At 44.7% G+C, this 25,389-nt stretch carries 17 protein-coding genes; 7 read left to right on the top strand and 10 right to left on the bottom strand.

The genetic code is table 11. The annotated features are described in order from the left end of the window. Window positions 1-13: 13 nt before the first annotated feature. Window positions 14-1,201, bottom strand: a complete 1,188-nt coding sequence (locus ABEB05_RS12495) for a phosphorylase family protein (RefSeq protein ID WP_265790589.1) — start codon at window positions 1,199-1,201, stop codon at window positions 14-16. 17 nt (window positions 1,202-1,218) lie between these two features. Between ABEB05_RS12495 and ABEB05_RS12490 the strand changes: the two genes are divergently transcribed. From ABEB05_RS12490 to ABEB05_RS12470, 5 genes are all read left to right on the top strand, one after another. Further along, window positions 1,219-1,797 (top strand): NUDIX hydrolase, encoded by a 579-nt coding sequence (locus ABEB05_RS12490; RefSeq protein WP_265790588.1) that lies wholly within the window; start codon window positions 1,219-1,221, stop codon window positions 1,795-1,797. A gap of 212 nt (window positions 1,798-2,009) precedes the next feature. Beyond that, entirely contained in the window at window positions 2,010-2,483 is a 474-nt protein-coding gene (locus ABEB05_RS12485) for a peroxiredoxin (RefSeq protein ID WP_265790586.1), read from the top strand. Window positions 2,484-2,492: 9 nt separating this feature from the next. Continuing rightward, window positions 2,493-5,039 (top strand): type I DNA topoisomerase, encoded by a 2,547-nt coding sequence (gene topA / locus ABEB05_RS12480; RefSeq protein WP_265790584.1) that lies wholly within the window; start codon window positions 2,493-2,495, stop codon window positions 5,037-5,039. Between the two features lie 119 nt (window positions 5,040-5,158). Further along, window positions 5,159-5,728, top strand: a complete 570-nt coding sequence (locus tag ABEB05_RS12475) for a hypothetical protein (protein WP_265790582.1) — start codon at window positions 5,159-5,161, stop codon at window positions 5,726-5,728. Window positions 5,729-6,056: 328 nt separating this feature from the next. After that, window positions 6,057-6,278, top strand: coding sequence for a GIY-YIG nuclease family protein (locus ABEB05_RS12470; RefSeq protein ID WP_345694289.1), 222 nt, complete (start codon window positions 6,057-6,059; stop codon window positions 6,276-6,278). 483 nt (window positions 6,279-6,761) lie between these two features. Here the strand turns inward: ABEB05_RS12470 and ABEB05_RS12465 are convergent, their stop codons facing one another. From ABEB05_RS12465 to ABEB05_RS12445, 5 genes are all read right to left on the bottom strand, one after another. Further along, window positions 6,762-8,642, bottom strand: a complete 1,881-nt coding sequence (locus ABEB05_RS12465; protein ID WP_265790580.1) for a M1 family metallopeptidase — start codon at window positions 8,640-8,642, stop codon at window positions 6,762-6,764. A 27-nt stretch (window positions 8,643-8,669) separates the two neighbouring features. Continuing rightward, window positions 8,670-9,278 (bottom strand): recombination mediator RecR, encoded by a 609-nt coding sequence (recR, locus tag ABEB05_RS12460; RefSeq protein WP_265790578.1) that lies wholly within the window; start codon window positions 9,276-9,278, stop codon window positions 8,670-8,672. A gap of 76 nt (window positions 9,279-9,354) precedes the next feature. Beyond that, a complete protein-coding gene (locus ABEB05_RS12455) occupies window positions 9,355-9,699 on the bottom strand; it encodes a YbaB/EbfC family nucleoid-associated protein (protein WP_265790576.1) in 345 nt (114 codons plus the stop codon). 65 nt (window positions 9,700-9,764) lie between these two features. Beyond that, window positions 9,765-11,672 (bottom strand): DNA polymerase III subunit gamma/tau, encoded by a 1,908-nt coding sequence (dnaX, locus tag ABEB05_RS12450; protein ID WP_265790574.1) that lies wholly within the window; start codon window positions 11,670-11,672, stop codon window positions 9,765-9,767. 91 nt (window positions 11,673-11,763) lie between these two features. Next, window positions 11,764-12,840: an MBL fold metallo-hydrolase gene (locus ABEB05_RS12445; RefSeq protein WP_265790572.1), complete on the bottom strand. Its 1,077-nt coding sequence runs from the start codon at window positions 12,838-12,840 to the stop codon at window positions 11,764-11,766. Between the two features lie 398 nt (window positions 12,841-13,238). Between ABEB05_RS12445 and ABEB05_RS12440 the strand changes: the two genes are divergently transcribed. Both ABEB05_RS12440 and ABEB05_RS12435 read left to right on the top strand, forming a co-directional pair. Further along, window positions 13,239-15,983 carry a TonB-dependent receptor gene (locus ABEB05_RS12440; protein WP_265790570.1) on the top strand — a complete coding sequence of 915 codons (2,745 nt, stop codon included), beginning with the start codon at window positions 13,239-13,241 and terminating at the stop codon, window positions 15,981-15,983. A gap of 153 nt (window positions 15,984-16,136) precedes the next feature. Further along, entirely contained in the window at window positions 16,137-17,474 is a 1,338-nt protein-coding gene (locus ABEB05_RS12435) for an APC family permease (protein WP_265790569.1), read from the top strand. 770 nt (window positions 17,475-18,244) lie between these two features. On the opposite strand, the gene ABEB05_RS12430 is transcribed toward ABEB05_RS12435, so the two are convergent. The 4 genes from ABEB05_RS12430 to secA all read right to left on the bottom strand — a co-directional run bounded on the left by ABEB05_RS12430 (window position 18,245) and on the right by secA (window position 25,378). After that, complete coding sequence (locus ABEB05_RS12430; protein ID WP_345694288.1) at window positions 18,245-20,320, bottom strand: S9 family peptidase; 2,076 nt, start codon at window positions 20,318-20,320, stop codon at window positions 18,245-18,247. Window positions 20,321-20,415: 95 nt separating this feature from the next. Further along, complete coding sequence (gene mtgA, locus ABEB05_RS12425; RefSeq protein WP_265790566.1) at window positions 20,416-21,123, bottom strand: monofunctional biosynthetic peptidoglycan transglycosylase; 708 nt, start codon at window positions 21,121-21,123, stop codon at window positions 20,416-20,418. 45 nt (window positions 21,124-21,168) lie between these two features. Continuing rightward, window positions 21,169-21,927, bottom strand: coding sequence for a polyphosphate--glucose phosphotransferase (gene ppgK, locus ABEB05_RS12420; RefSeq protein WP_265790565.1), 759 nt, complete (start codon window positions 21,925-21,927; stop codon window positions 21,169-21,171). Between the two features lie 67 nt (window positions 21,928-21,994). After that, complete coding sequence (gene secA, locus ABEB05_RS12415; protein ID WP_425558415.1) at window positions 21,995-25,378, bottom strand: preprotein translocase subunit SecA; 3,384 nt, start codon at window positions 25,376-25,378, stop codon at window positions 21,995-21,997. Window positions 25,379-25,389 lie beyond the last annotated feature (11 nt).

Here is a 25,389-nt window from a genome sequence, read left to right as displayed (position 1 = left end):
TCCCTAACCTACTTTATTCTTCATCCGGGCCACCCATCAGGGGTTCGTTCATAGCCCGGATGCTGGCATTGGGGAGACCTTCGGGATAGTTTTCTTTGCAGATGTTAAGCGCTTCAAGTACAACTTCCAGATGGAGTTGCTTGGAATCCTCGTAAAATTCCTGCGCCTCGTCACTGAGCTTTGGCTTACCGTGCAGCGGTTTATCGCTTACACAAAGGAGGGTAGCATTGGGGATGCGATAGCGATAGCCGTTGGTAGCAACAGTGGCTGATTCCATATCTACGGCAATGCTACGGCTCATATGAATCTGTTCGACGGTACGGCGTTTGATGAATTCCCAATTGCGGTTAGCCGTTGTAAATATGGTGCCCATCCGGTGATTGCGATCATATTTGTCGAGTACTTCTTTCAGGTACACATTTAACAGGTAATTGGGGGTAATGGGAATATTAAGCGGAAGGATATCATCCAGTACTCCGTCATTGCGCATAAATCCGGTTGCAAGAACAAAGTCCCCGATTTCCTGATGATTACGCAGGCCACCGCAGTGACCAACCATTAGCATAGCATCCGGACGTAGTACAGCAATATGATCGGTGATGGTTTTTGCATTAGAGGGACCCACGCCAATATTGACAAGAGACACGCCTTTGTTGTCGTCCAGTTTATGGTGGTAAGCGGGCATTTGTACCCCCTCCCTAGACGGTTTCACGCAGTCAGGGAATTTGTCGAGAAAAACCTCAATATGCATGTCATAATTGGTGAAGAGAATATATCGCTGGAAGTCTTTTGGATCGGTGCCAGTGTAGTGCTGAAGGCGATTGAGAGAGATCTCGATGCGTTCGGGACTAAAAAGGAAAAGTTTCTTTTGCGTAATATCCCAATCGTCCTCGTCGGTGTTATCCAGAAGTTCGGGATCATTCAGGGGCAGTCGTTCACGAGAAGGTAAAACTTTAATAACAGCACCTTTTCTACCCAGCTTTTTTAGTTCACGAAGCAGATACCAGCGATAGGCTTCGGGCTTCGCCATTTCTCCGGTGATAATAGGATTATGTTTTGACCACGATCGTTTAACAAATACTTGGGGATAGTCACCATTTTTGTAAATTGCTTCCATCGCGTTGCAAGCCTCCACCATACGATCGTGGAGTTCTTCTTTTGAGGTAACTTCTTTTGTTTCAAATTCAAACTGATTTGCCATAAAATATTCTGCTACTTATGAGTGATAAATCATTTCGCTTTACTATCGAACCGTGGTCAGTAGTCCGTGAAAATAAGGAATATAAAACACCAATTTTTAATCTTTTGCATAGAAAGATGCGACTGGAGTCGGAGTCAGAATATAACGAAGGATATTTTTATGTGCTTGAAGCTCCTGAATGGGTAAATGTGTTGCCTATAACGGAGGATAAAAAAGTAGTATTGGTTGAGCAATTCCGTTATGGAATTGAACAGCCTACGCTTGAAATTCCGGGAGGTATGGTAGACTCGGGAGAAACGCCTTTGGAGGCTATCCAGCGTGAATTGGCAGAAGAAACGGGTTATAAATCAGAACAATGGGAGAACTTGGGAAAGGTAAGTGCAAATCCGGCTATAATGACCAATTACACGCACTTATATTTAGCACAAAATTGTGAGTTTTCGGGGTTCCGGGAAACGGAAAGTGATATCCATGAACGCATTAAAGTGCATGCTCTACTACTTGAAGATTTTTTATCGATGGTGGAAGAGGGGACTATCCATCATAGTATTATGGTGGCCGCAGTAGCCCGGTATTTATTAAGGGAGCGGATGTAGGTGCTGCAGACCCGATTTTATCCTTTGTCCTTCATCTAATCTTCAATTAGAAACGATACTTTCCGCAATCGATAAATGAATTATTGCAGTATCTGAATGATCACGTTATTATAAAAGTTCAATTCCTATCGGTATAGCGCACAATAGCCGCGATTGTTTTGAGTTTGTAGTAATGGGATTAATAGCTAATAACAATATTATTATTTTATCAAATGATTGAAGAAGGCAGCAAGATAAATACTGATTTTACTCTTGATATCCTACAAGATGGCGAAGAAAAAACCGTACCCTTTAGTGATTTACTAGATCGTCCGACTATTGTTTCGGTCTATATGCGCAATAATACGTCTGGATGTGATAAGCAAAATAAAAGTCTGGCAGATGAATCAGACTGGTTTGATCAGAAGGGGTACAATCTAGTTGCAATTAGCAAAGATAGCTGTGGATCGCATAAAAACTATGCTGAAAAGTTAGACATAAATTATATATTGGCCTCCGATCCGGATTATAAGTTTGCAGAAGCGACTGATTCCATTGTTGAAAAGAATATGTTCGGCAATAAATATGAGGCCCCTACTCGTTCTGCTTATGTCATTGATACCGATGGGACCGTACAAGCAATTATTGAAAAAGTAAATACTAAAGATCATGCTTCTGAGTTAAAAGAGCTGATCAGTAATTTGTAAAAGAACTATATGAAGTCTCTTGTAATTGTAGAGTCACCTACAAAAATAAAAACGTTAAAGAAATATCTTCCTGCCGAATATGTAATAGATTCGTCAATGGGACATATACGGGATCTTCCGGCTAACGCTAAGGAGGTACCCAAAAAGTTTAAGGGTGAAGAATGGGCAAATCTGGGCGTGAATACAGAAAAAGATTTTGAGCCTATTTATGTAATCCCCCGGGGTAAGAAAAAAGTGATAAAGCGTCTTAAAAAGGAATTAAAGAATTCGGATGAGCTGATCCTTGCTACGGATGAAGACCGCGAGGGAGAAGCTATATCCTGGCATTTAACGGAGCTTCTGAAGCCTGATGTGCCGGTTAAGCGAATGGTCTTTCGTGAGATAACAGAAGAAGCTATTAAAGAGGCACTCAACCATTTCCGGGATATCGATATGAATCTGGTAAACGCCCAGGAAGCCCGTCGCATCATAGATCGGCTTGCGGGTTATACCATCTCCCCGCTGTTATGGAAAAAGATTGCTCCCGGCTTGTCGGCGGGACGTGTACAGTCGGTAGCGGTACGGTTCATGGTTGAGCGCGAGCGTGAGCGGATGAAGTTCCGTTCGGCCCGGTACTGGGATTTGAAAGCCCAGCTTCACAAAGAAAATGACGAATATATTTTTGATGCGGATCTGACGCATTTGGATGGAAAGCGTCTGGCTTCCGGCAAAGATTTTGATGAACATACCGGAAAGCTCAAGAAGCCCAAAAAGGTTGTTTTACTTGATGACAAATCAGCCTCTGAGCTGCGCGATAATCTGGATAAGGCTGAATGGAAGGTTTCTGAGGTTAAGAAAAATCGTAAGAAGCGCAATCCTTCCCCGGCTTTTATTACTTCGACGCTTCAACAGGAGGCCAACCGTAAGCTGAATTTCTCGGCTAAGCGAACCATGGGTGTAGCTCAAAAGCTTTACGAAAATGGTTATATAACGTACATGCGTACCGATTCCGCCCGGTTATCGGGACAGGCCATTAATGCGGCGCGCAATGCGGTTAAGGATGAGTACGGAGAAGAATATCTGTTTGATCGACCGCGTAATTATGGCGGACAAAAAGCAGCACAGGAAGCCCACGAAGCAATTCGTCCGGCCGGTAGCTATTTCAGGAAGCCCGAAGAAGCGGGACTTCGCGGAGATCAATTTAAGCTTTACGATTTGATCTGGAAGCGAACGATTGCAACCCAGATGGCTAAGGCTGAGCTTGAATTTACCAATGTTACCATTGAAGCAAAAGCAAACGGTAAGGTAGCTGAGTTTAGAACTAGTGGTAAGAGAATCGTTTTCCCGGGCTTCTTCCGAGCTTATGTGGAAGGGAGTGATGATCCTGATGCGGCTCTGGAGAACCAAGAGAAGTTTCTGCCCGAACTTAAAGAAGGAGAGGAAGTCGTTGAGGAGGGAATTGAGCCGATATCTCATGAAACGAAGCCACCAGCCCGTTATACGGAGGCTACGCTTGTTAAAGAGCTTGAAAAGCGTGGGGTGGGACGTCCAAGTACTTATGCGTCAATTATAAGTACGGTCCAGAACCGGGGCTATGTAGAAGCCGAGGGCAAAACACTTGTTCCTACCTTTACAGCCTTTGCGGTTACTGAGTTGCTGGAGAAAAACCTGCATGATTTGGTAGATAGTGATTTTACGTCTGAGATGGAGGCAAAGTTAGATAAAATCGCAAGGGGTGAACTCAATACCAATGATTATCTAAGTGAATACTATAAGGGAGAAAAAGGATTAAAAGCAAAGGTTGATGAGCAGGAAGATGAAATAGATCCCAAAGAAGCCCGCCATCTTGATCTCCCTTTAGAAAACTTGAATGGCATTAAAGTATTTGTTGGTCGTTATGGACCTTATATCAAAAAAGAGATGAATGGCGAGGAGCTAAGTACTTCTATTCCTGACAGCTGGAAGCCAAGCGATATTACCGTTGAAAAGCTCGAGGAATTAATTAAGGCTGAACAAGAAGGTCCAAAATCCATTGGGGAACACCCGGAAACGGGAGACCCTATTTTTGTGCTTAATGGCCGCTATGGACCCTATGTACAGTTGGGTGAAGTTACCGAGGATAATAAAAAGCCCGAACGTGCGTCGCTTCTGAAAGGGATGAAACCCGGAGAAGTCGATGTTGATCTTGCTCTTCGTTTGTTGGAGTTACCGCGTCCACTTGGAAAACATCCTGAAACGGATAAGGTAGTGAGGGCTGGCGTGGGGCGATATGGTCCCTTTGTAGTACATGACGGTACGTTTGCTTCGCTTAAAAAAAGTGATAGTGTACTGGATGTGGAACTGGATCGGGCGCTGGAACTTTTGGAGCAGAAGAAAAACAAATCTTCCCGTAAAAGTAATGTTATTAAAGAGTTGGGAGATCATCCGGAAGAAGGGAAAAAGGTGCGCGTTATGACTGGCCGGTACGGACCTTATATAAAGTTTGGAAAGACAAATATAAGCTTGCCCGATGATTTTGATCCCGAAGATGTAACTATGGATATTGCGATGCAGCTGATCGCTGAAAAGGCCAAGTGATATTGACCATGCGTAAGGTGAGGGGAGAATAAGGCAATCTTATTTACCCTTCTATCTTTCTGCTAAAATTCCCAAATTATAGATGACAATGATCTGTTAGTTTTCTAATTTGGTGTGTCATGGAAAAAACTTCAAAACATCATTTTGAATATCCCCCGAATCTCCATGAGATCGATCTGGCAACATTGGTCTCCATGTACCGGGATCGGGGAATTCCTAAGAAAGCTAAACCCGGCGAATACTTTTCGTGTGCGGTAACTAAAAAGCTCATTAAAGAGGGGAAATGGTGGTTCGGACAGTATTATGAGCAACAGGCTTGGGATCGTACGCTAACTAAGAGTTGTGAAGGATATCCCCTAACGGAAGTGGAGATGAATATTTTGGGATTGGCTTATTCGGCAGATGACGAAGCTCCACAGCGGGATTTTGTTGAGCAGCATTCGGGTACGGTCAATAAACTTTCCTATATGATTGTAAATGATCTAAAAGAGTTCGGTTTCCTTTCAACGGATGACCACAAACGCCTGTTTATAACTCCACGCGGTGAAAAAGCTCTCCATGGGATAGCGCAGAGGATATACGGGAAAAAGTTCAATGCGGATATGTTGAAGGTGAACCGAAGCGATGTTTCTCGTCCTACTCTAAAGCAGGCTCAAAAAGAAGATCACGAACAAACCAGTCTTTTTTAGAATTTTTGCTTTTCTTTCTTTTGTTTGGGCAAAGTTGGTAAACCTCTCGCTATAAAGGATAAAGTGGGCTGAAGCTTTTCCTATTTTTCCTCATTCCAAAAGATCCTGGCAGTAGTCGAGCAAAGTGAAATTTTTATCTCCATTTGTTTTGGGCTTTAAAACAAAGACCTCTCCCTGGCGGTCGAGATGACAAATAGGATTGTGATTTTCTGTTTTAGGACCCATTTCGATTTCGAAATATTCTTTTTCGCCGATAAATTTGTAAGGATTTAGCTTTTTTTGGGTCTTACTAATTAATAAAGATCTAAACTTTGAAAGCTAAGCTAGAATGCCATATTACGTTTACATTAAGACCAATCCCCATAGAACAACGCTATATATTGGAATGACGAATGATCTTGGTAAACGTCTCAATGATCATTATAGACATAGAGGTGATTGGCAAACTTTTGCTGGTCGTTACTATTGCTACAAACTTATTTACTATGAAGCCTATAGAACAGCTTATGAGGTGATAAAACGGGAAAAAATTAAAAAAGTGGCGTCGTGAGAAAAAAGAAGCACTAATTAATAAGGTGAACTCTGATTGGGAGTTTCTTAATTATAAAGATGATTTCCGAGTTGGTCGCATCTAATTTTAAATATCATTTTGGCCATAATTAATAAAGAGAGGAATCATTTGGATTATGGAGGGTAAAGAAAGATCTTTTCCTGACGGTCGAGATGATAAATTAACTGCGGTTAATAGAACTTGGTCATTTTTTATTAAGGCTTATCCGTCATTTCGAATGTAGCGAAGCGAAATGAGAAATCCTTGTTTTTATTACTGTTATTTTCAATACAATAAAACAATAAAGAAGGATTTCTAACTCGTGTTCGAGAGAAAGTTTCGTATTTATTTGCCAGCAAATACGATTGCTATTTCAGATATGAAAGGGCTGCCCCTTCCCACTATCCTTGGATTACATACAAAGTAAAAAGCCCCGGTTTTAATGCCAGGGCTTTTGGTTTTCTCTAAGTTACTTTGGTACTGTTAATCTTCTTCCTCTGTCAGATTAATAGTATTGTTGCTACGATCAATATCGGCCATGCGCTCGGAGGGTTCTATCTCTATATGCTCTATATCACTGCCTGCATTATCAATGGTTAGCGTATAAGTAGGATTAACCCAGGGCCAGTCTTCTACAATGGTGCGGCTAACATCGGTCTCCCCTTGGGGCTTAACATTGTGCATTATTCGTAATGGGATATAAAACAGTTCCTGGCTCCCATCTTTATATGTTACCATAAGATCGATAGGCATGGGCATAAGATTATGCCTTTCAAGTGTTATTCGGGTTTGTCCTTCATCCGCAATTACAGAAGTAATTCCATAATCGATGGTTTTGGTTGTTTCGATGAAATACTGGTAGTACCAGTCAAGGATCATATTTGATTCTTCTTCTGCGATACGGAGAAAATCACGTCCGTCGGGATGTTTGAATTTCCATTCCTGAAAAAAACGATTCATGGTACGGTCGAGCGCTTTCTTCCCAATAATATATTCCAGCTGATGAAGGAAAATTGCTCCTTTGGAATAAGAGGCTACCCCATACCCTCGATTGGTTTCAAAATGATCCGCATGGATATCCAGTGCTTCTTCCATGCCGGCATCTACGATATTAAAATAGGAACGATAGGACCCTCTGTGTGGATTATCGCTCTCTCCATTATTAAAAAGCTGATTCATTGTTTTTGCCGATACGTAAGAGGTAAAACCTTCATCAATCCAAGGATACCGGCTTTCATTATTTGCAAGTACCCCTTGGTACCAGGCGTGAATAAGCTCATGGACACTGACTCCCACGAGGCTGCGCAGCGAGCGATTGCCGGTAATCAGGGTTGCCATGGGATATTCCATTCCTCCATCGCCTCCCTGGATAAAGGAGTATTTATCATAGGGATACTTGCCGTAATTTTTGCTTACAAACTGAAAGGCTTGGGCGGCATATTCGGGCAACTGTTTCCAGTTTTCGAGTAGCTGTCTCTGCTGGCGGCTATTTGCATTTTCGGCAACGGGATCAGTTTGGTACAAAAAGTGGAGGGTCGGTCCGTCGGGAATCTGTTTGGTCGTATGCGTAAAGTCGGGATCGGCACCCCAAACGAAATCATGGACCTTATCGGCCTGCCAGTGCCAGATTATTTTTTCGGAATCCGGTCGTTCATAGGTATCGGTGTAACCATGGCCAATTTCTTTCGGATTCTGCAAGTGACCGGTGGCGCCCATCACATAAGAACTATCAATATGGATTTTTACATCAAAACTGCCCCAGACACCATGGAATTCACGTGCTACATAGGGATTGGGATGCCAGCCATCTTCATCATATTCTGAAATTTTAGGATACCACTGGCTCATAGAAAATTCTACGCCTTCTTTGTTCATCCAGCCCGAACGGCGAATTTGCCGGGGAACCTGGCTGTCAAAATCCATGCTGAACACGGTTGATTCGCCGGGTAAAATAGGCTCATTAAGGTTAACTTCGAGGATGGTCCCATCAACGGTATACTCTACATCGCTGCCATCTTGTTGCAGACTGTTGATGTGATGGTAGCCTATTTCATCTTCCGGGAGCTGTTGGATACGGTCGCGAACACGGCTATCAGGATCTTCAATGGTCCGGGAACGCACATCCATCATGCTATTAGGCTGAAAGGCATTAAAGTATAGGTGGTAAAATACCCTCTGAAGGGTATCCGGTGAGTTGTTATGATAGGTTAAGGTCTGGCTGCCGGTAAATTGATGGTTTTCGGCATCTACATCAATCTCCATTTGATACTCAACCTCTTGCTGCCAGTAATTTTTATCTTGGCCATATAGAGCAAGAGAACTGAAAAACAGAACGAATGTTAATGACAGTACTTTTATCTTCATAGCGAGATACGTATGTGATTAATAGTTTTAAAAAGTGTTGCGGCTGGCAAATGCACGCCCAAGAGTGGCTTCATCAATAAATTCGAGCTCGGTACCCATCGGTATCCCATAGGCAATACGAGTAACCTTTATCTTTTCGTAAGGCTTTAATAATTTATTGATATAGTAAGAGGTAGCTTCGCCTTCCGAATCAGGATTGAGCGCCAGGATTACTTCCTCTAACTGTTCATTCTCGTCATTGACGCGCTGCATTAGCTGATTGATACGCACATCATCGGGACCGATGTTATCTAGTGGGGAGATGACGCCGCCGAGTACGTGATAACGTCCTCGGAATTCGTTGGTTTTTTCAATCAGAAAAACATCCTGTGATTCTTCAACAACGCATATTTGCCCAGTATGGCGCTTTGCATTTTCGCAAATTGAACAGGGGTCGCCATCACTAATAACACCACAGGTAGAACAGCGGGTTATTGATTTTTTGAGGCTGATTAAAGCGTTGGCCAGCTTCATAACATCGTCCTCATTCTGTTTCAGCAGGTAAAGGGCAATGCGTCGCGCTGATTTACGCCCCGTGCCCGGGAGTTTGGCAAGCTGCTCTATAGCCTGTTCAAGTATTTCCGAAGTTCCGTCCATATAAAATTGTTAAAAGTTGAAAGTTGCCGGTTGAAAGTTAACCTTGGACATATAACATCCAACCTTCAACAAAATATTACATTCCCAGCTTACTCAGGTCCATACCTGGAAGTCCGCCGCCCGGCATCATATCTTTATAGGTGTTCTGCATTTTTTCCTGGGCCGCTTCTTCGGCTTTGTCGAGAGCTTTATTAACACCGGCTACTACCAGGTCTTCGAGCATTTCGGCATCTTCCGGATCGATGACATCTTTATCCAGTTCAATACCCAGAATTTTGCGCTGACCGTTTGCTCTTACCTTTACCATGCCACCGCCAGCTTCGGCTTCTACCTCGAGTTTTGCTAGTTCCTGTTTCGCTTCTTCTACTTTGGATTGCAGCTCGGAAAACTTTCCGAACATGTCGGCCATATTGCTATTCATAATCTTATACGTTTTGAGTTAATATTCGTTTATAAATAACGGTTAACAACGTCCGTTCATTCTATCTATTGGTTTAGGTTGTAATCGAGTTCGGCGCCAAAAAGTTCAACAAGCGTTTTAATGGTCGGGTCTCGTTCCTGGAGCTTCTTGAATCGTTCATAGGGACTCATAGACTCTTCCTCAGTCGTTTCTCTTTTCTTAACTTTGCATTTTATGTTTAAAAATGCATTGAGTTGTTTCCCTAGAATTTGACCCAGCTGGCGACTGTTCTCTTCCACCACCTGCTTGGCAAAGTCATCATTGCAATGGAGTAGAAGGTCCCCATTTTCAAGTTTCGCTGGCTTCAGTCGCTGCATTTGAAAATAAAGCATTTGAGGGACCTCTTTGCGCAGATCGTCAATAAAGGGATCCCAGCAGTCTAATACCTCATCAAAAGAAATATCTTTTGGTGCGCGTTTGGGTGAAGATTCGGTTTTTTGCTCTTCTCTTGCAGGCGTACCAGATCCGTTGGATGCATTAGATACTTCTTTATTTAGCGAGGATCTTCCAAACAGCTGGTCGAAGTCATCGTCATTTGGGGTTGCTTCGGTTTCTTCCCCGGCAATCTCGGTGGCTATAACTGTTTCTGTTTCGGATTCTATTTCTGCTTCAGGAGAATCCGCGTTATTGGTTTCTTCAGATCTATTTTCCGTTTCTTCCCGAATAACAGGTTCCGGTGGTTGAGGCGGCCGTTCTGAGCCAGAAACATTTGAATCGGGCTTTATTTCCTTTTTTTCGGTACTGCTATCCTGCTGTAAATCTGAGGATGCTGTTTGGGTGTCGGCATCCGTATCCGTGGTTACCGCTGGTTGGTTACTGAGCTTTTTTTTTAACTGCTGCAGCTCAGAAACAAGGGTATCTAGATTCTTGCGCCGCTCCATGTGAATTAATTTCAGAAGCGTAATTTCAAATTGAATTTTTGGTTGCTGGGCTTCCTTTATTTTGTACTGTGCTTCACTGACCATGTGGAGCATACGGATGAGATCATCCTCGGAAAAGGATTTGGCGGCCTGTTTATATCTTTTTTTTGTATCAGGAGAGGCCTCGACTAAATGCATTTTAGCCGAACTTTTGGCTACATATAGATTACGGATATGCTCTGCGAGTCCCACCAAGTACTCCTGGATATCATATCCCTCCTGCAGTAGGTCGTTAATGAGCTCCAGCCCCTTGCTGGCATCCTGTTGCTCCACCGTATTCATAAAGTCAAACATACGCTCTGTACTCACTACATTGAGAGCGCGGAGCAACTCTTCATGCTGGATGTCGTTTCCACAGAATGAGATCGCCTGGTCCAATAGTCCTAAGGCATCGCGCAACGCTCCGTCTGCTTTTTTAGCAATAACATGAAGAGATTCATCATCAATTTGGATGCCTTCATTTTTGGCAACGGAACGCAGCCGGTCCACGATTTCATCAATGCTAATCCGCTTAAAGTCAAAGCGCTGGACGCGAGAGAGAATTGTTGGCAGTACCTTGTGCGGTTCGGTGGTGGCGAAGATGAAAATAATGTGATCTGGAGGCTCTTCCAGTGTTTTCAGCAAGGCGTTAAAAGCCGATTTGCTGAGCATATGGACCTCGTCAATAATATAGACTTTGTACCGTCCATTTTGTGGAGGGATGCGTACACGTTCACGCAGGTCCCTGATATCGTCTACCTTATTGTTCGAGGCGGCATCAATTTCAACAACATTCAGCGTCTGATTGAGCGATTCCCCGTCGATCTGTTGATCTATTTCATTTACCGTACGGGCTAAAACACGGGCCATAGTTGTTTTACCAACCCCGCGCGGGCCGCAGAACATGTATGCATGGGCCAGTCGGTTTTGTTTAATGGCATTTTTAAGCGTATTGCTGACGTGTTTCTGTGATACAATATCGTCGAATGATGTAGGACGATATGTACGGGTTAATGCGCGATAGTTATCAGACATTGGCGCTCGTATTGAGCTGAAGGTTATTTATATAAGCAAGGCTTAAATCTACAAAAAATGAAGGGCAATTTCGTCCTAAAATTAGGGTTTGTCAGGAAAAATATTTGGCTGTTTTTTCGGGGGTAAGAATTTGTCGTTTTCCTTCAATAGGAATACGAAATTTTTGTTTTAGGATAGGTTTTCCCCGAAGTTCTTTTTTAAGCTCATTTGTGGCCTCAAACATGCCATCGTCTGCCAGGGGGAACGTACCGAAGTGCATGGCAAAGCTTTGTTCGGACTGGAGATCCTGATGCACCTGTATCGCTTCTTTAGGTGAAAGATGGATAGATTCCATAAACCACCGGGGTTTATAAGCACCAATCGGAATTAGAGAGGTAAATATCGAACCATACCGGCGCCTGATTTCTTTAAAGAATTCTCCATATCCGGTATCGCCGGCAAAGTAGATATTCCCGGGCTTGGCGTGGATAATGTATCCACACCAAAGCGTTTTGTTGCGATCAAACAAACCTCGTGCAGAAAAGTGCCGTGCCGGAACCGCTGAAATAGACAACTCTTCTCCTAGTTGTTGACGGTCCCACCAGTCCATATGGATAGTGTCTTGGATTTTATGCTCATGCAATAGTTGATCGACACCAAGCGGAACCACAAATGTAGGTTTATGAGCCTCATTAAGATCTAAAACGGTCTGTATATCCAGGTGGTCGTAATGGTTATGGCTGATAAGCACTGTGTCTATTGGGGGCAAATCCTCGAAATTAAGTCCCGGTGGACGCATTCGTTTGGGGCCAATCCATTGAAAGGGGCTGGCCCGGCGGCTCCAAATGGGATCTGTAAGAATATTTTGTCCGTTAACTTGGATTAGAAAAGAAGCGTGATTTATAAAGGTAATATGAACTTCTTCATCGTCTACTGTTGGAGCGGGCTTGGGGCCGGGCGGTACATCCTTTTTGCTCAGCTTGTGCCAGGTTCCTTTATCATTACCTGAAAACCACCATTTTAGCACATCAAAATAGCTGTGTTCATTTAATCCTTCGGGATTAATAAATTTTTTCCCGTCAAAATGATCAGATTTATTTTCAATATAGGGAGGAGCAGCAATAATAGTTTCAACAATAAATAAAGCCAGACCGAGCGTGCCAATTATTGCTATAGGAAACCAGAACATCTAAAATTAAATAGGTTAATGGTTACTTTGGAATTATAGAATAGAGAAGGACAGGTGAAATGATATCAAATGTTTATATACATGAATGAAGTAAATATAAAAAAATACCGTTCAGATAGAAACAATCAGGTTGGATAATTGTGGTGAAAATGGTTACAATTAGGTCGCAATTAATTTTTGAACGCAAAAGGATATATATGCTGTTACATCAATCTCAGGTAATTTCTTGTCATTGTTGCTGTTGTTACTGCCGATGTTGATTGATAGCGTTTGAAAATCAGGGAACGCCCTAAGCCGCTATCAGTCTTGGTAAGCGGCTTTTTTGTGAAGGATTAGCCTTTCTTACCCAATGTCTTTTGTTCGAGATAAATTCATAAAACTTACAAGCAAAAATACTTATGTACACCGTGAATAACGTTTTTAAATATCTGTTTTTAATTGCTGTGTTTCCTCTATTTACCTCTGCGGTAAGTTGGGGCCAACAGACTGCTACCGTTGAAGGAAAAGTTATCAATGAAGCAACCGGAGAACATTTACCGGGTGTAAATATCCGTCTTATTGATTCTTCTCGTGGTACGGTAACCGACCGAGACGGAGATTATTCGCTGACAGTTCCAGCGGGGGATGCAGAGCTGCAATTTTCCTATATAGGCTTTGAAAGCACAACGGAATCACTAACAGGTCTTTCTGCCGGTGAAGTTGTAACACTGAATGTGTCCCTCACTTCTTCATATATCTCAGGAAGCGAGGTCGTAGTAACCGGAACCCGCAGCGGTGGTCGCAGCAACCTGGAGTCTGCGGTGCCTATAGATGTGATTTCGGTAGAAGATCTTGATATCCAGGCGCCACAGGTGGATGTAAATCAATTGTTGACATATGTTGCTCCTTCATTTCAATCAAATCGACAGTCCGCCGCGGATGAATCCGAGCATAATGCGCCTGCTTCTCTTCGGGGAATGGGGCCTGACCAGCTGTTAGTGTTGATAAACGGAAAGCGGCGTCATACCAGCTCGGTTATTAACCTGCTTGGTGGCAAGCGGGGGACTGTAGGAACAGATATGTCCGTAATACCTACTGCTTCAATCGACCGGATTGAGATATTACGAGACGGAGCTGCTGCTCAATATGGTTCTGATGCTATCGCTGGCGTGATCAATATTATTTTGAAGGAAGGTACCGGCTTATTGACGGCAAGTGCCACCGCCGGCGGTTATAAAGCCGGAGATGGTGAAACGGCAAAGGTAAATGCAAACTATGGCTTTGAGTTGGGAGAAGAGGGGTATGTGAATGTGACCGGTTCTTTTACCAACCGGGAGCCTACGAATCGAACCGGTGATCACGATTTACATGTGTATATACCCGGTTTTGCCTACCCATTTGACGACAACCCGGAAGAAGTTCGAGCTGAAGATAATTCAGAAATCCAGGAAAGGGGAAAAACACGAGATGACTTTAAGTTTCATATTGGCGACGCTGGCATGCAGATCGCTTCGACTTTTGTGAATGGAGCAGTGCCCGTGGGTAATCAGGGCACAGAAGTGTATTTCTTTGGTGGATTAAGCAACAAGCAGGGAACCGGTTTCCCTTTTCGGCGCCTGCCCGTAGACGGTGGGAATGTTCCGGAAATATATCCGCACGGATTTCAGCCGCTGACTAAATCTTCCATTACAGATAAATCCCTGACGGCCGGTATCCGTGGAGAATTCCGGGGATGGGAAATCGATTTTAGCAATAGTTTTGGTAGCAATGCATTTGACTTTCGGGTGACCAATAGCGTGAACGCCACTCTCGGCGCATCCTCCCCGACTGCTTTTGATGTGGGCGGGTTTTCGTTCAGTCAAAATGTAACCGGACTTACCTTTGCGAAATACTTTGATCAGGCCCTATCGGGCATAAATGTAGCCCTGGGCTCTGAATTCAGGGTTGATAATTATGGCATTAATGCAGGTGACGAGCCCTCCTATCGTAATTACGGAATTGTGGATAGCGTAGCAAGTAATGGTCTTGTAGTAGGACAGACAGATACATTAGGTAGAACTGGCGGATCACAGGGTTATCCGGGATTTCGACCCTCAGATGAAATAAGTGCTACCCGTACTAATATTGCCGCTTTTGCAGATGTAGAAGTAAACCTGACCCAAGACTTTTTGGTTGCGGGAGCGACCCGTTTTGAGCGGTACAGCGATTTTGGGAATACCCTCAATGGAAAATTATCCGCACGGTACCTCTTTGGAGAATACTTAACCCTCCGGGGCGCCATTAATACAGGGTTCCGCGCTCCATCGCTCCACCAGGTGTACTACAATAAGGTATCCAGCGATTTTAATGATAATAACCGATTGGTGCAGATAGGTACCTTCAATAATAACAGCCGTCCGGCCGACCTGTTGGGTATTCCGGATCTAAAAGAGGAAACATCCATTAATTACAGTGCAGGGTTTGCGCTTCGTCCGTTTAAAAACCTGAGCTTGACCACAGATTTCTACCAGATCGATGTGGAAGACCGTATCATACTGACGAGTGAATTTAACGTAAATGAACTGCCAGCGGATATTGCAGCTGAGCTTCGAGACTACGGAGTATCAGCGGCAAACTTCTTCACCAATGCTATTGATACCCGAACGCGCGGAGTCGATATTGTAGCCACTTACAATCATCCTTTTTCAAATGATCATCAGCTGAATTTCTCACTGGGAGCCAACTTCAATGAGGTAAAGGTGCAGGGAGCCGTGGAAACATCTCCACAGCTTGAAGAACAAGCTGATTTATATCTGCAGTCGTGGGATAGGCTGCGACTCGAAGAAGGCGATCCCCAATCTAAGATTTCGGCCACCCTGCAATATGATATCGGTCCACTATCTGCGATGGTCCGGGGAGTCAGGTTCGGAGAAGTAAGTCTGAATACCGGCGGTGCTTTCGGAGAAGCACAGACGTACAGCGCAAAATTTGTAACCGACCTGAGCCTGACCTATGGAGTGACCGATGAATTGGATTTCACGGTTGGCGGTAATAATATATTTGACATATATCCCGATGAACATGTTTATGCCAATAGTTATTTCAATGTGTTTAAGTATCCGCCCTCCCAGCATGGGTTTAATGGAGCATACTACTTTACAAAATTAACGCTGAATATTAATTAAGCTTCTTAAAACCTCTGCTTTAGGTAGGTTTAGCAATTCCAGAAACAGGCTTTGGGATTGCAAGTTGAATTCAAAGTTAAAGGTTGTTGGGGCTTAATCGTTGTCAAGATCTATTACTTTCAGCAGCCTTTAACCTTTCACCACTAACGTTATATGGCTGAATCGTCTTCGGGTACAAAGAAAACAGTGGGATTGATTACGGCAATATCTATTGCTGTAGCAAACATGATAGGAACCGGGGTCTTTACCAGTCTCGGTTACCAGGTTGTGGATATACAATCTGCTTTTGCCTTGGTTATGCTTTGGGTTGTAGGAGGGGTTGTTGCCCTGTGTGGAGCGCTTTCTTATGGAGAGTTAGGAGCAGCCCTGCCGCGGTCCGGGGGCGAATACCACCTGCTTTCGGAAATATATCATCCATCGCTGGGATTTCTTTCCGGATGGATATCCCTTACCGCCGGATTTGCTGCGCCCACTGCCATTGCCGCTATTGCACTGGGAGAATATACCCATGCCGTTTTTCCTGCTGTCCCGGTGACCCATGTTGGAGCCATTTCGGTTGTACTGATAACGCTGGTCCACAGCACCAGCATTCGATGGGGGAACTACCTGCAAAATATATCGACCGCGGTAAAAGTTGGCGTTGTGGTACTTTTCATCGTTTTAGGCTTTATGGCATCCAATCATCAGCCTATCAGCCTTGTGCCTAAGAGTTCCGACTGGGGGATATTAGTAAGCCCTTTTTTTGCTGTAGCCCTGGTATATGTTTCTTACGCCTATACGGGATGGAATGCAGCCGTTTATATTGTAGGAGAGATCCAAAAGCCGCAAAAGAATTTGCCCAAAGCACTATTTATAGCCACGGTGATGGTTACGGTTCTGTATGCGCTGCTCAATTACGTATTTCTTTTATTGGTTCCCATCCCTGAGCTGGCGGGCAAGGTGGAAGTCGGTTTTCTGGCAGCTGAACAGATGCTGGGCCCGGCGGCAGCCGATGTGCTATCTATTCTTATTTCGGTACTTATGATTTCTACTATCAGCGCCATGGTGTTCATAGGGGGACGTATTGCGCAGGTTATAGGAGAAGATTATGGCGTTTTTAAGATGCTGGGCAAGAGAAATGAAAAGCAAATTCCGGTTAACGCCCTGATTTTTCAGGCAATTGTTACCTTGCTTTTTCTGTACACTTCTACTTTTGAGCAGGTGATGGTATATGCCACCTTTTTACTGATTGGAATGAGCAGTCTGACGGTGGCTGGTGTATATGTGCTGCGGTGGCGGCGGCCGGAAATGGATCGCCCCTACAAAACATGGGGGTATCCGGTGACTCCCGCTGTATTTCTGCTGGTGAATACCTTTATTATGGTTTATGTAATTCTGGAGCGCCCCCTGGAATCGCTCGTGGGACTGGGAATCATGATTGTAGGAATCATTTTATATATGCTAAATAGAAAGTGGGGCTCCTTTGGTGAAGATACTGTGTATGAAGAGTAGACTGGTATGCTTCCCGAATCTTGATATCTTTCTTCTGATGTTTCGGGAGTTCAGGATCTCTTGTCATAAGTTCTATTTACATCTAAGATTGGCTTAACAGCTAACCCACTTTGCCCCGCCTAACGCCTTCCTCCCCTAACTGAGACAATCATACCGTTATTGGTATAATTATAGATAGAGTTATTAGCATAACAGTGAGGAAATTATACTAATAACTTTTAGGATGTCATTTCCATGGCAGTGAGCGTTCATAGTAAGAATACTCCAAGTCACCGCGACCTGTACGAAGTCTGATCAGGAGTATTACAGGTAGAACGACTGGCAAGCCGGCTTCAGCATTCGTGTTCGTTCATCAACGCCTCTTTCTTTTATTACGTTTTCCCCATTTATTTCCTTTTATACTCATCTGCTAAGGCCAGCCCTGTGTATGGTATGCCCCGCTTTAGAGGATTCCATGGAGCCAGCGACGTTTTTGGGTTCTGTTTTTGCGTCGTTTCAAAAATGGAACAAGAAAAAGTATAAGAATGTCTCCTTACTAAAAGGCAAAGCCCTAATCATATTTTTATAGTGTTCCTTTTGTCTTGATACAAAAGAAACGAAAAGATCAAGGACCATTTAACTCCTCAGGGTGGACACTAGTCGGAAACACTGATTACTGTTCCAGGCCACCCTTCGTTATACAGAAATGGTCCGGATTGGTTTTGTCACTATCAAGATAGCCTATCCGGCCTTGAAAAACTGATTGCTTCTAAATTTAACCAGCTTTCTTTTTATTTCAGGTGTTCCTCGAAAAATTCAAAGATCCGGCTGTATTCATCATACCAGGCATCGGGATCTTCAAAGCTATGCCGCTCGGAAGGGTACATCATCATCTCAAATTCTTTATCGCCGGCCTGTACCAGTTTTTCGATATACTGGGCGGCATCCTGAAAGCCCACATTGTTATCCGTCAGGCCATGAAGAATAAGTACCGGATCTTCCAGCTGGTCCACATAGCCGATGGGAGAGCTCCGATCGTAGTGGATGGAATCCTGGGACGGCTTGCCGAGACGCGGGAGGGTGTACCAGGGATTGGTATTGTAATAGTTCTCCCAGTTGGTGACGGCGCGCAGGGCTGCCGCCGCATCAAAATATTCGGGCGCTACGCTAGTGGCATACAGGGCCATAAATCCACCATAACTGCCCCCGTAAATGCCGGTGCTACTGGTATCGGCCTGTGGGTAGTGTTTCGCCAAATAGTTAATCCCATCAATAATATCCCGGGTTTCGTACTTGCCCATCCAGTTGGTTACGTCTTCACGGAACTCGCGTCCATAGCCGGTACTGTGGCGGTAATCTACTTCCATCACATAGTACCCGTGGGCCGTTAGATACTGGTGGAACATATATTCACGGGGATAGCTATTGGACCAGCCTTTATAGACATTCTGGAGCGATCCGGCCCCGTGAACAAATACAACAACCGGATAATCCCGTTCGGGCTGTATATCGAGCGGTTCCAGGACAGACATTGATAACTCGGTCTCTCTATCCCGGCTGGTAAAACGGATATAGTCTTCCCTTTGCCAGTCAATGTTTTTAAAGCGATCGGGGATGGTATGGGTAAGACGGACCTCCTTGGGATTCTCCAGATCCAAAGCGTAAAGTTCGAAAGGCTCATTGAAATAGGTATATTTGTAAACCAGGTAGCGGTGATCACGGCTAAGCTTAAAATCCTGCCGGTAGCCTGCCCTGGACGTTAGTTTTTGGATCTCATTGGTTTGGGTATTCAGGGTATATAGGTGTCGCTCTCCCGGGCCCGTTTCGCTGGAGGCAAAGACGATACGATGGTTACTGATCCATTCTGCCCAGCTAACTTCAAATTCGCCCTCCGTATGTTTTTGGAGGTTGCTGCCATCGGGATCAACGCTGTAGATATGGTTCCATCCATCCTGCTCGGAAAAGAACATTAGCTTATTTCCTTCGGGGGAAAAATTCAGATCGGTTCCGTAAAACCAACCCTGGGTGGAATCTTCAAAGACGGCGGTTTCCTTTGGCTCTTCGAGGTCGAAAACAATGATTTCTCTTTTCTTCATGGGAGCATCTAGCACGTCAATTGCAAGATATGGTCCCGATGCACTGATATCGGTATCCAGGTAGCCTTTCTGTTTGTGCATAACCTCAACCTTGGACGAGTCCAGGTAGGCCACAGAAATAAGCTGTGTGGGGATGCCCCTTCGGGTAGCACCTGTTTGAACCTTTTCCCCGACATATTCGGGGAAATAGTACTCTTCATAATCGGAGGTGTCCCACTGCGAAAGAACCAGTTTATTACTGCCCGCCCAGTCAAGAATAGAAAAGTCCGGTTCCTCTTCCTTCTTGTTGGTGACTTGTCTGAGTTCTGAGGTCTGGGTGTTTAATATCCATGCGTTGCCTTCCTGGATGTAGGCTATGCGCTGGCTTTCAGGTCCCCACGTAGGGTCGTATTCCGATAGCTCGGAGCTTACCAGCCGGGTCTTGTTGGTAAAGTTGGTATCGGCAATCCAGATATCCCCTTCGTCGCTGTAGGTTAGTTTTGATCCGTCAGGCGAAACACGAAATACAGATTTAAAGCGGGCAGAAGTGGTGTCTTTGTTTTGCCCGTTCAGATCTACCGTATAATACTTTTCCTCCGTTTTGGCCGAATCATTGGCCTGGTAGTAAATGCGGGACAAGTCAGGCGAAAAGGCGGTAAAGTCAGGTCGGTTGCCTGCCAGCAGCGGCTCATAGAAGATGGATTCGAGGCTTAACGTATCCAGTTCGCTTTGTGCCTGGCTTACCAGTGGAAGTAATAAAAGTAGGATTACGCTCCTAAAAAAGTATTTCATGGCTATCTGTGTCATTAGAGAATAGTGCTTGAATTAAAGAAAGGATTGCGGAAAGGGCAAGCAAGGGCTGGTATAATCTTGCGATGAACTGAACATTAATCCAACTTTTCCAGGTAATAAGAGCCGCCTAAAAGGTCCATATACTGCATCACCCAATCACGACGACTAAGCATATAGCCCGAGGGACTGGCCAGGTTATACCGTTTGGGAGCGGGTAATGCTGTAACCATCAGGGCGCTTTGAGATTTGGATAGTCGGGCGGCGGTTGTAAAAAAGTATCGGTCAGCCGCCGATTGAACTCCGTAAACGCCATCCCCAAATTCGGCAATATTCAGATATACTTCTAAAATCCGTTTTTTCGGCCAAAATAGCTCTAGTAACAAAGAAAAATAGGCTTCAATGCCTTTTCGTACATAGGATTGATTGGGCCAAAGAAAGAGATTCTTAGCGGTTTGCTGGGTAATGGTGCTGGCCCCGCGAAGACCTTGTCCCTGCTCATATTCTTCCAGTGCTTCTTGGACCGAGGCAAAATCAATGCCCCAGTGATTTGCAAAGTTTTGGTCTTCTGAAGCAATGGCCGCCATCTTGATGTGGGAAGACATGTCATCCCAGTTGGTCCACTCGTAATGGAGCTCAAAGTGGTCTTCCCCATTCCACCATGCAGAAACAGAGCGTTGCATCATAAATGAGCTTGTGGGCAGGTTAACCCATCGAAATAGCAATACGATCAGGCTTGAGATAATGATAAAGCCTGCGATAAATTGAATAATCCAGCGCCCCAGTCTGATAAAAGCCGATTTCATCTTTCCCCCAAAATTTTAAAAGCAGTTTCTTAAAGAAATACTTTTTTAGCGATAAAAAACATCATTTTTTTGATGGGCTGCTATCATAGCGGCCCCTACTATGCTTGAATCATTCTGGAAGCTTGCGGCCTTGAAAGTGGTGTTTATCTTGATAAAGGGGAATGTTTTGTCCGCTTTTTTGCTCAGCTGTCCACCAAGAATAAAAAGATCCGGATGGAATACTTTTTCCAGGTGTTCAAGTACCAGTTGCAGTCGGTTTGCCCATGATTTTTTAGGAATGCCTTCTTCTTCGCGTGCTTTGTTAGAAGCGCGTTCTTCCACCGTAATGCCGCGAATTTCCAAAAGGCCCAGTTCGGTATTGGGTACCAGCTGACCATTCATGAAAAGAGAAGAACCAATTCCGGTGCCCAGTGTAAGCACAACAACAAGTCCCTGTTTCATCTGTCCGGACCCAAAGTGCATTTCTGCAAGACCAGTGGCATCCGTATCATTGATAACGGAAACCGGGTTATCAGTAATTTCTGAAAAGAGCTGCTCGGCATTGGCGTCAACCCAGGAATCATGTATACGTTTAGCGGATAATACAATGCCATTCCGTACCGGTGCCGGGAAAGCGCATCCTATGGGGCCTTCCCAGTCAAATTCTTTCCGCACGATCCGGTGCATCTGTGCCAGTACTTTGTGGGGGGTGGTATCCTCCAGGGGTGGCGTACTTATGCGTTCTGAGAGAATTTCCCCTTTCACCGTATCTACAATACATCCCTTGAGACCGTAGCTTCCAATATCGATTCCTAAAACTTCCATATGTTGTTATTGGGCAATGGTTATTTATTATTGGTTTTCCCCCTGACCAATAATCAGTAACCATTAACTATTTTTCTATAAGGACCCAGCTGTCTTCTTCGATCATGCGTTTGGCTTTCTTCCACTTGATGTCGATTACTTCCCCGCTACCCATGTTTTGTATTTTAACATAGTCGTTGCGTCCTGGTTCTTCTTCTACAGTAACCGGCTGGGGTTTTTGGTCACTCCGCTGTTGTTGTTGCTGTTGACCTCCATTTTGACTCTGCTGGGCATTGGTTTTAAAGCCCATGTTGGTAGCATCCGAATGCTCTGTTTTAGCTTGGTTCATATTCACCTTAGCGCGTTTTTCGGGTGCTTGCTGGAGCCGCTGTTTGTCGGCCTGCATTTCGGGAATCGCTTTCCAAATCAGGGAAATTGCCTCTTGGTTGATCTCATCAAGCAGCTGTTTAAACATATCAAAAGCTTCACGCTTGTATTCCAGGAGGGGGTCCTTTTGGGCAAATGAGCGAAGGCCGATCCCTTCTTTTACGGAATCAAGCTCCCGCAGATGATCCATCCATTTATCATCAATAATAGAGAGAACGGCCGTACGTTCAAGGGCACGCGCCACCTCATGTCCTTCATTTTCGAGTGCATTTTCTACATCCACCACAACGCGCATGCGACGAATGCCGTCAGTAAAGATAACCTGAACTTTGGAAGGTTTGTCCTCGGCATCGGAAGCCTCAATATTTTTGATAACTTCATAGAGCGGCTCTGAAATCATCTTTTCCTTTTTGTTGTAGACCTCGTAGGCCCGCTCTATAATATGGTCAATAAGCTTATCCTCTCCCAGCTTGCCCATTTCTTCACGTTCCAGGTCAATATCTACTGCCAGGAATCGGAGGATGGTATCCCGAATTTCTTCGAGTTCTCCTTTAGGATAGTGCTCCTCTACAACGCTTTGAACCAAGTCTTCGAGCATATCATAAATATCGCTCCTCAGTTCATCACCCGAAAGAGCGTGCTTTCGGCGGGCATAAATAACTTCCCGCTGATTATTGAGAACATCATCGTACTCCAGCTGTTTCTTACGAATGCTGAAGTTGTTTTGCTCTACCTTGGACTGTGCCCGTTCCAGCGATTTGGTAATCCAGGAATGGGTAATGACTTCGCCTTCTTCAAAGTTGAGCCGGTCCATTACTTTGGCGACGCGGTCAGAACCGAAAAGCTGCATCAAGTCATCTTCGAGAGAGACAAAGAACTGGGATTCTCCGGGATCTCCCTGACGCCCGGAACGTCCTCTCAGCTGCAAGTCAATGCGGCGCGATTCATGGCGTTCCGTTCCCAAAATAGCCAGTCCGCCTTTTTCCCTGACGCCCGGCGCCAGTTTAATGTCCGTACCACGACCGGCCATGTTCGTTGCTACGGTTACTGCCCCCGGCTGACCCGCATTTTCGACAATTTCACTCTCCTGGGCATGGTGTTTAGCGTTGAGAACGTTATGTGGAATTTCTTCGCGCTTGAGCATCCGGCTGATCGTTTCGGAAACATCCACGCTGGTAGTACCCACAAGTACGGGTTGTCCTTTTTCGTGATATTCGCGGATACGCTCGATGGCAGCGTTATATTTTTCGCGCTTAGTCCGGAATACCAAGTCCTCTTTATCATCACGGATAACCGGTTCATTCGTGGGAATGATAACTACATCCAGATCGTAAATTTCATTAAACTCCCCTTCTTCCGTAGCCGCTGTCCCCGTCATACCGGCAAGCTTGTTGTACATCCGGAAGTAATTCTGCAGAGTAATAGTGGCGTAGGTTTGAGTAGCTGCTTCCACGCTAACATTTTCTTTCGCCTCAATAGCCTGATGGAGGCCATCCGAATAGCGGCGTCCCGATAGTACACGGCCGGTGTGTTCGTCAACAATCTGCACTTTGCCTTCCTGTACGATATATTCTTCTTCTCGTTCGAAGAGGGTATAGGCTTTCAGGAGCTGGTTAACCGTGTGGATACGGTCACTGCGTTCGGCAAACAGTCGGTGAAGCTCATTGAAACGGCGTTCTCGTTCCTGTTCAACCTCTTGCCGCGCTTCTTTTATCTTCTTTTCCTTGTATTCTTCGCTGAACTCATTATTTTCTTTAATTTCGCTGATTTTTTCTTCCCGGAGTTCTTCGATCTCTTCTTCTATTTGGGAAGTTTCCGTACCCAGATCCGGAATAATAAAGAAATCGGGATCCTCATTCGCCTTTGTAATAAATTCCTGGCCCTTTTCGGTAAGCTCGATATTATTCATTTTCATATCGACCGAATAGTAAAGTTCTTTATCCACTTCAGGCAGTCGACGAGCATTATCCTGCAGGTAAAAGGCCTCTGTTTGCTGAACCAGCTTTTGATTGGCGGGCACCTGCATCATTTTGCGGAACTTCTTGTTCTTGGGAAATCCGCGCTGGGCACGATAAAGCGCCAGACCTGCCTCTTCCTCATTCCCCTCATCTAGTGCTTCCTGACCTTTTTTAACGAGAGAGGCCACCAGTTTCTTTTGTGCGTTAACCAGAGACTCAACACGGGGTTTAAGCTCTTCATATTTTTGGGATTTATTATCTTCCGGAACGGGGCCAGAGATAATGAGTGGCGTTCGCGCTTCATCAATCAGAATAGAATCAATCTCATCAATTATAGCAAAGTTGTGATCACGCTGAACAAGCTGTTCAGAGTTAATCACCATATTGTCACGCAGGTAATCGAACCCAAATTCGTTATTGGTTCCATACGTTATATCTGCCCTGTAGGCATTTCGGCGTTGCTCAGAGTTCGGATCGTAGAGATCCACGCAATCCACTTCAAGTCCGTGAAAGTTAAACAGGGGTTCGTTCCACTCGGCATCACGCTTGGCGAGGTAGTTGTTGACCGTTACGATATGTACTCCACGCCCACTGAGTGCATTCAGATAGGCAGGCATGATTGCGGCCAGTGTTTTACCTTCACCGGTTTTCATTTCGGCAATTTTCCCTTGGTGCATCGCTACGGCCCCGGCCAGCTGAACATCGTAGGGAATCATCCCCCATTCGTTCATGCTGCCGCCTACCTTCCATTTTTCACCGACAAAGCGGCGGCAGGTATCCTTCATTACCGCAAATGCTTCAGGCAGGATTTCCTCCAGAACATCTTCAATGGTATCGGTGTGTTCCTGTTCGAGCTCCTCCAGCTCTTCGCCGAGTTCCCGGCGCCGATCAACCGATAGTTCTTCATTGCTGTTCAGGATTTCCTTAACAGAGGCAATATCTTCCTTAACTTCCGCTGTTGCATTGGATATTTTTTGTCTGAAATTTTCGGTCTTTTGTTTGAGCTCTTCGTCGGAGAGCTGCTCCATCTTTTCATAGTGCTCATTAATTTCTTCAACGATGGGCCAGATTTTCTTAAGGTCCTGCTCGCTCTTCGTACCGAAAATACTAGTTAAAATGTCGCCTATTTTGTCGAACA

It is taken from the genome of Fodinibius salicampi, assembly GCF_039545095.1.
Taxonomy (GTDB): domain Bacteria; phylum Bacteroidota; class Rhodothermia; order Balneolales; family Balneolaceae; genus Fodinibius; species Fodinibius salicampi.
The sequence above is the reverse complement of the archived record's forward strand: the minus strand, read 5'-3'. Positions and strand labels throughout refer to the sequence as shown.

Bases quoted from the DNA above. Each gene is read 5' to 3' on its own strand.
- ABEB05_RS12495 (WP_265790589.1), bottom strand. From the start codon at position 1,201: ATGGCAAATCAGTTTGAATTTGAAACAAAAGAAGTTACCTCAAAAGAA.
- ABEB05_RS12490 (WP_265790588.1), top strand. From the start codon at position 1,219: ATGAGTGATAAATCATTTCGCTTTACTATCGAACCGTGGTCAGTAGTC.
- ABEB05_RS12485 (WP_265790586.1), top strand. From the start codon at position 2,010: ATGATTGAAGAAGGCAGCAAGATAAATACTGATTTTACTCTTGATATC.
- topA (WP_265790584.1), top strand. From the start codon at position 2,493: ATGAAGTCTCTTGTAATTGTAGAGTCACCTACAAAAATAAAAACGTTA.
- ABEB05_RS12475 (WP_265790582.1), top strand. From the start codon at position 5,159: ATGGAAAAAACTTCAAAACATCATTTTGAATATCCCCCGAATCTCCAT.
- ABEB05_RS12470 (WP_345694289.1), top strand. From the start codon at position 6,057: ATGCCATATTACGTTTACATTAAGACCAATCCCCATAGAACAACGCTA.
- ABEB05_RS12465 (WP_265790580.1), bottom strand. From the start codon at position 8,642: ATGAAGATAAAAGTACTGTCATTAACATTCGTTCTGTTTTTCAGTTCT.
- recR (WP_265790578.1), bottom strand. From the start codon at position 9,278: ATGGACGGAACTTCGGAAATACTTGAACAGGCTATAGAGCAGCTTGCC.
- ABEB05_RS12455 (WP_265790576.1), bottom strand. From the start codon at position 9,699: ATGAATAGCAATATGGCCGACATGTTCGGAAAGTTTTCCGAGCTGCAA.
- dnaX (WP_265790574.1), bottom strand. From the start codon at position 11,672: ATGTCTGATAACTATCGCGCATTAACCCGTACATATCGTCCTACATCA.
- ABEB05_RS12445 (WP_265790572.1), bottom strand. From the start codon at position 12,840: ATGTTCTGGTTTCCTATAGCAATAATTGGCACGCTCGGTCTGGCTTTA.
- ABEB05_RS12440 (WP_265790570.1), top strand. From the start codon at position 13,239: ATGTACACCGTGAATAACGTTTTTAAATATCTGTTTTTAATTGCTGTG.
- ABEB05_RS12435 (WP_265790569.1), top strand. From the start codon at position 16,137: ATGGCTGAATCGTCTTCGGGTACAAAGAAAACAGTGGGATTGATTACG.
- ABEB05_RS12430 (WP_345694288.1), bottom strand. From the start codon at position 20,320: ATGAAATACTTTTTTAGGAGCGTAATCCTACTTTTATTACTTCCACTG.
- mtgA (WP_265790566.1), bottom strand. From the start codon at position 21,123: ATGAAATCGGCTTTTATCAGACTGGGGCGCTGGATTATTCAATTTATC.
- ppgK (WP_265790565.1), bottom strand. From the start codon at position 21,927: ATGGAAGTTTTAGGAATCGATATTGGAAGCTACGGTCTCAAGGGATGT.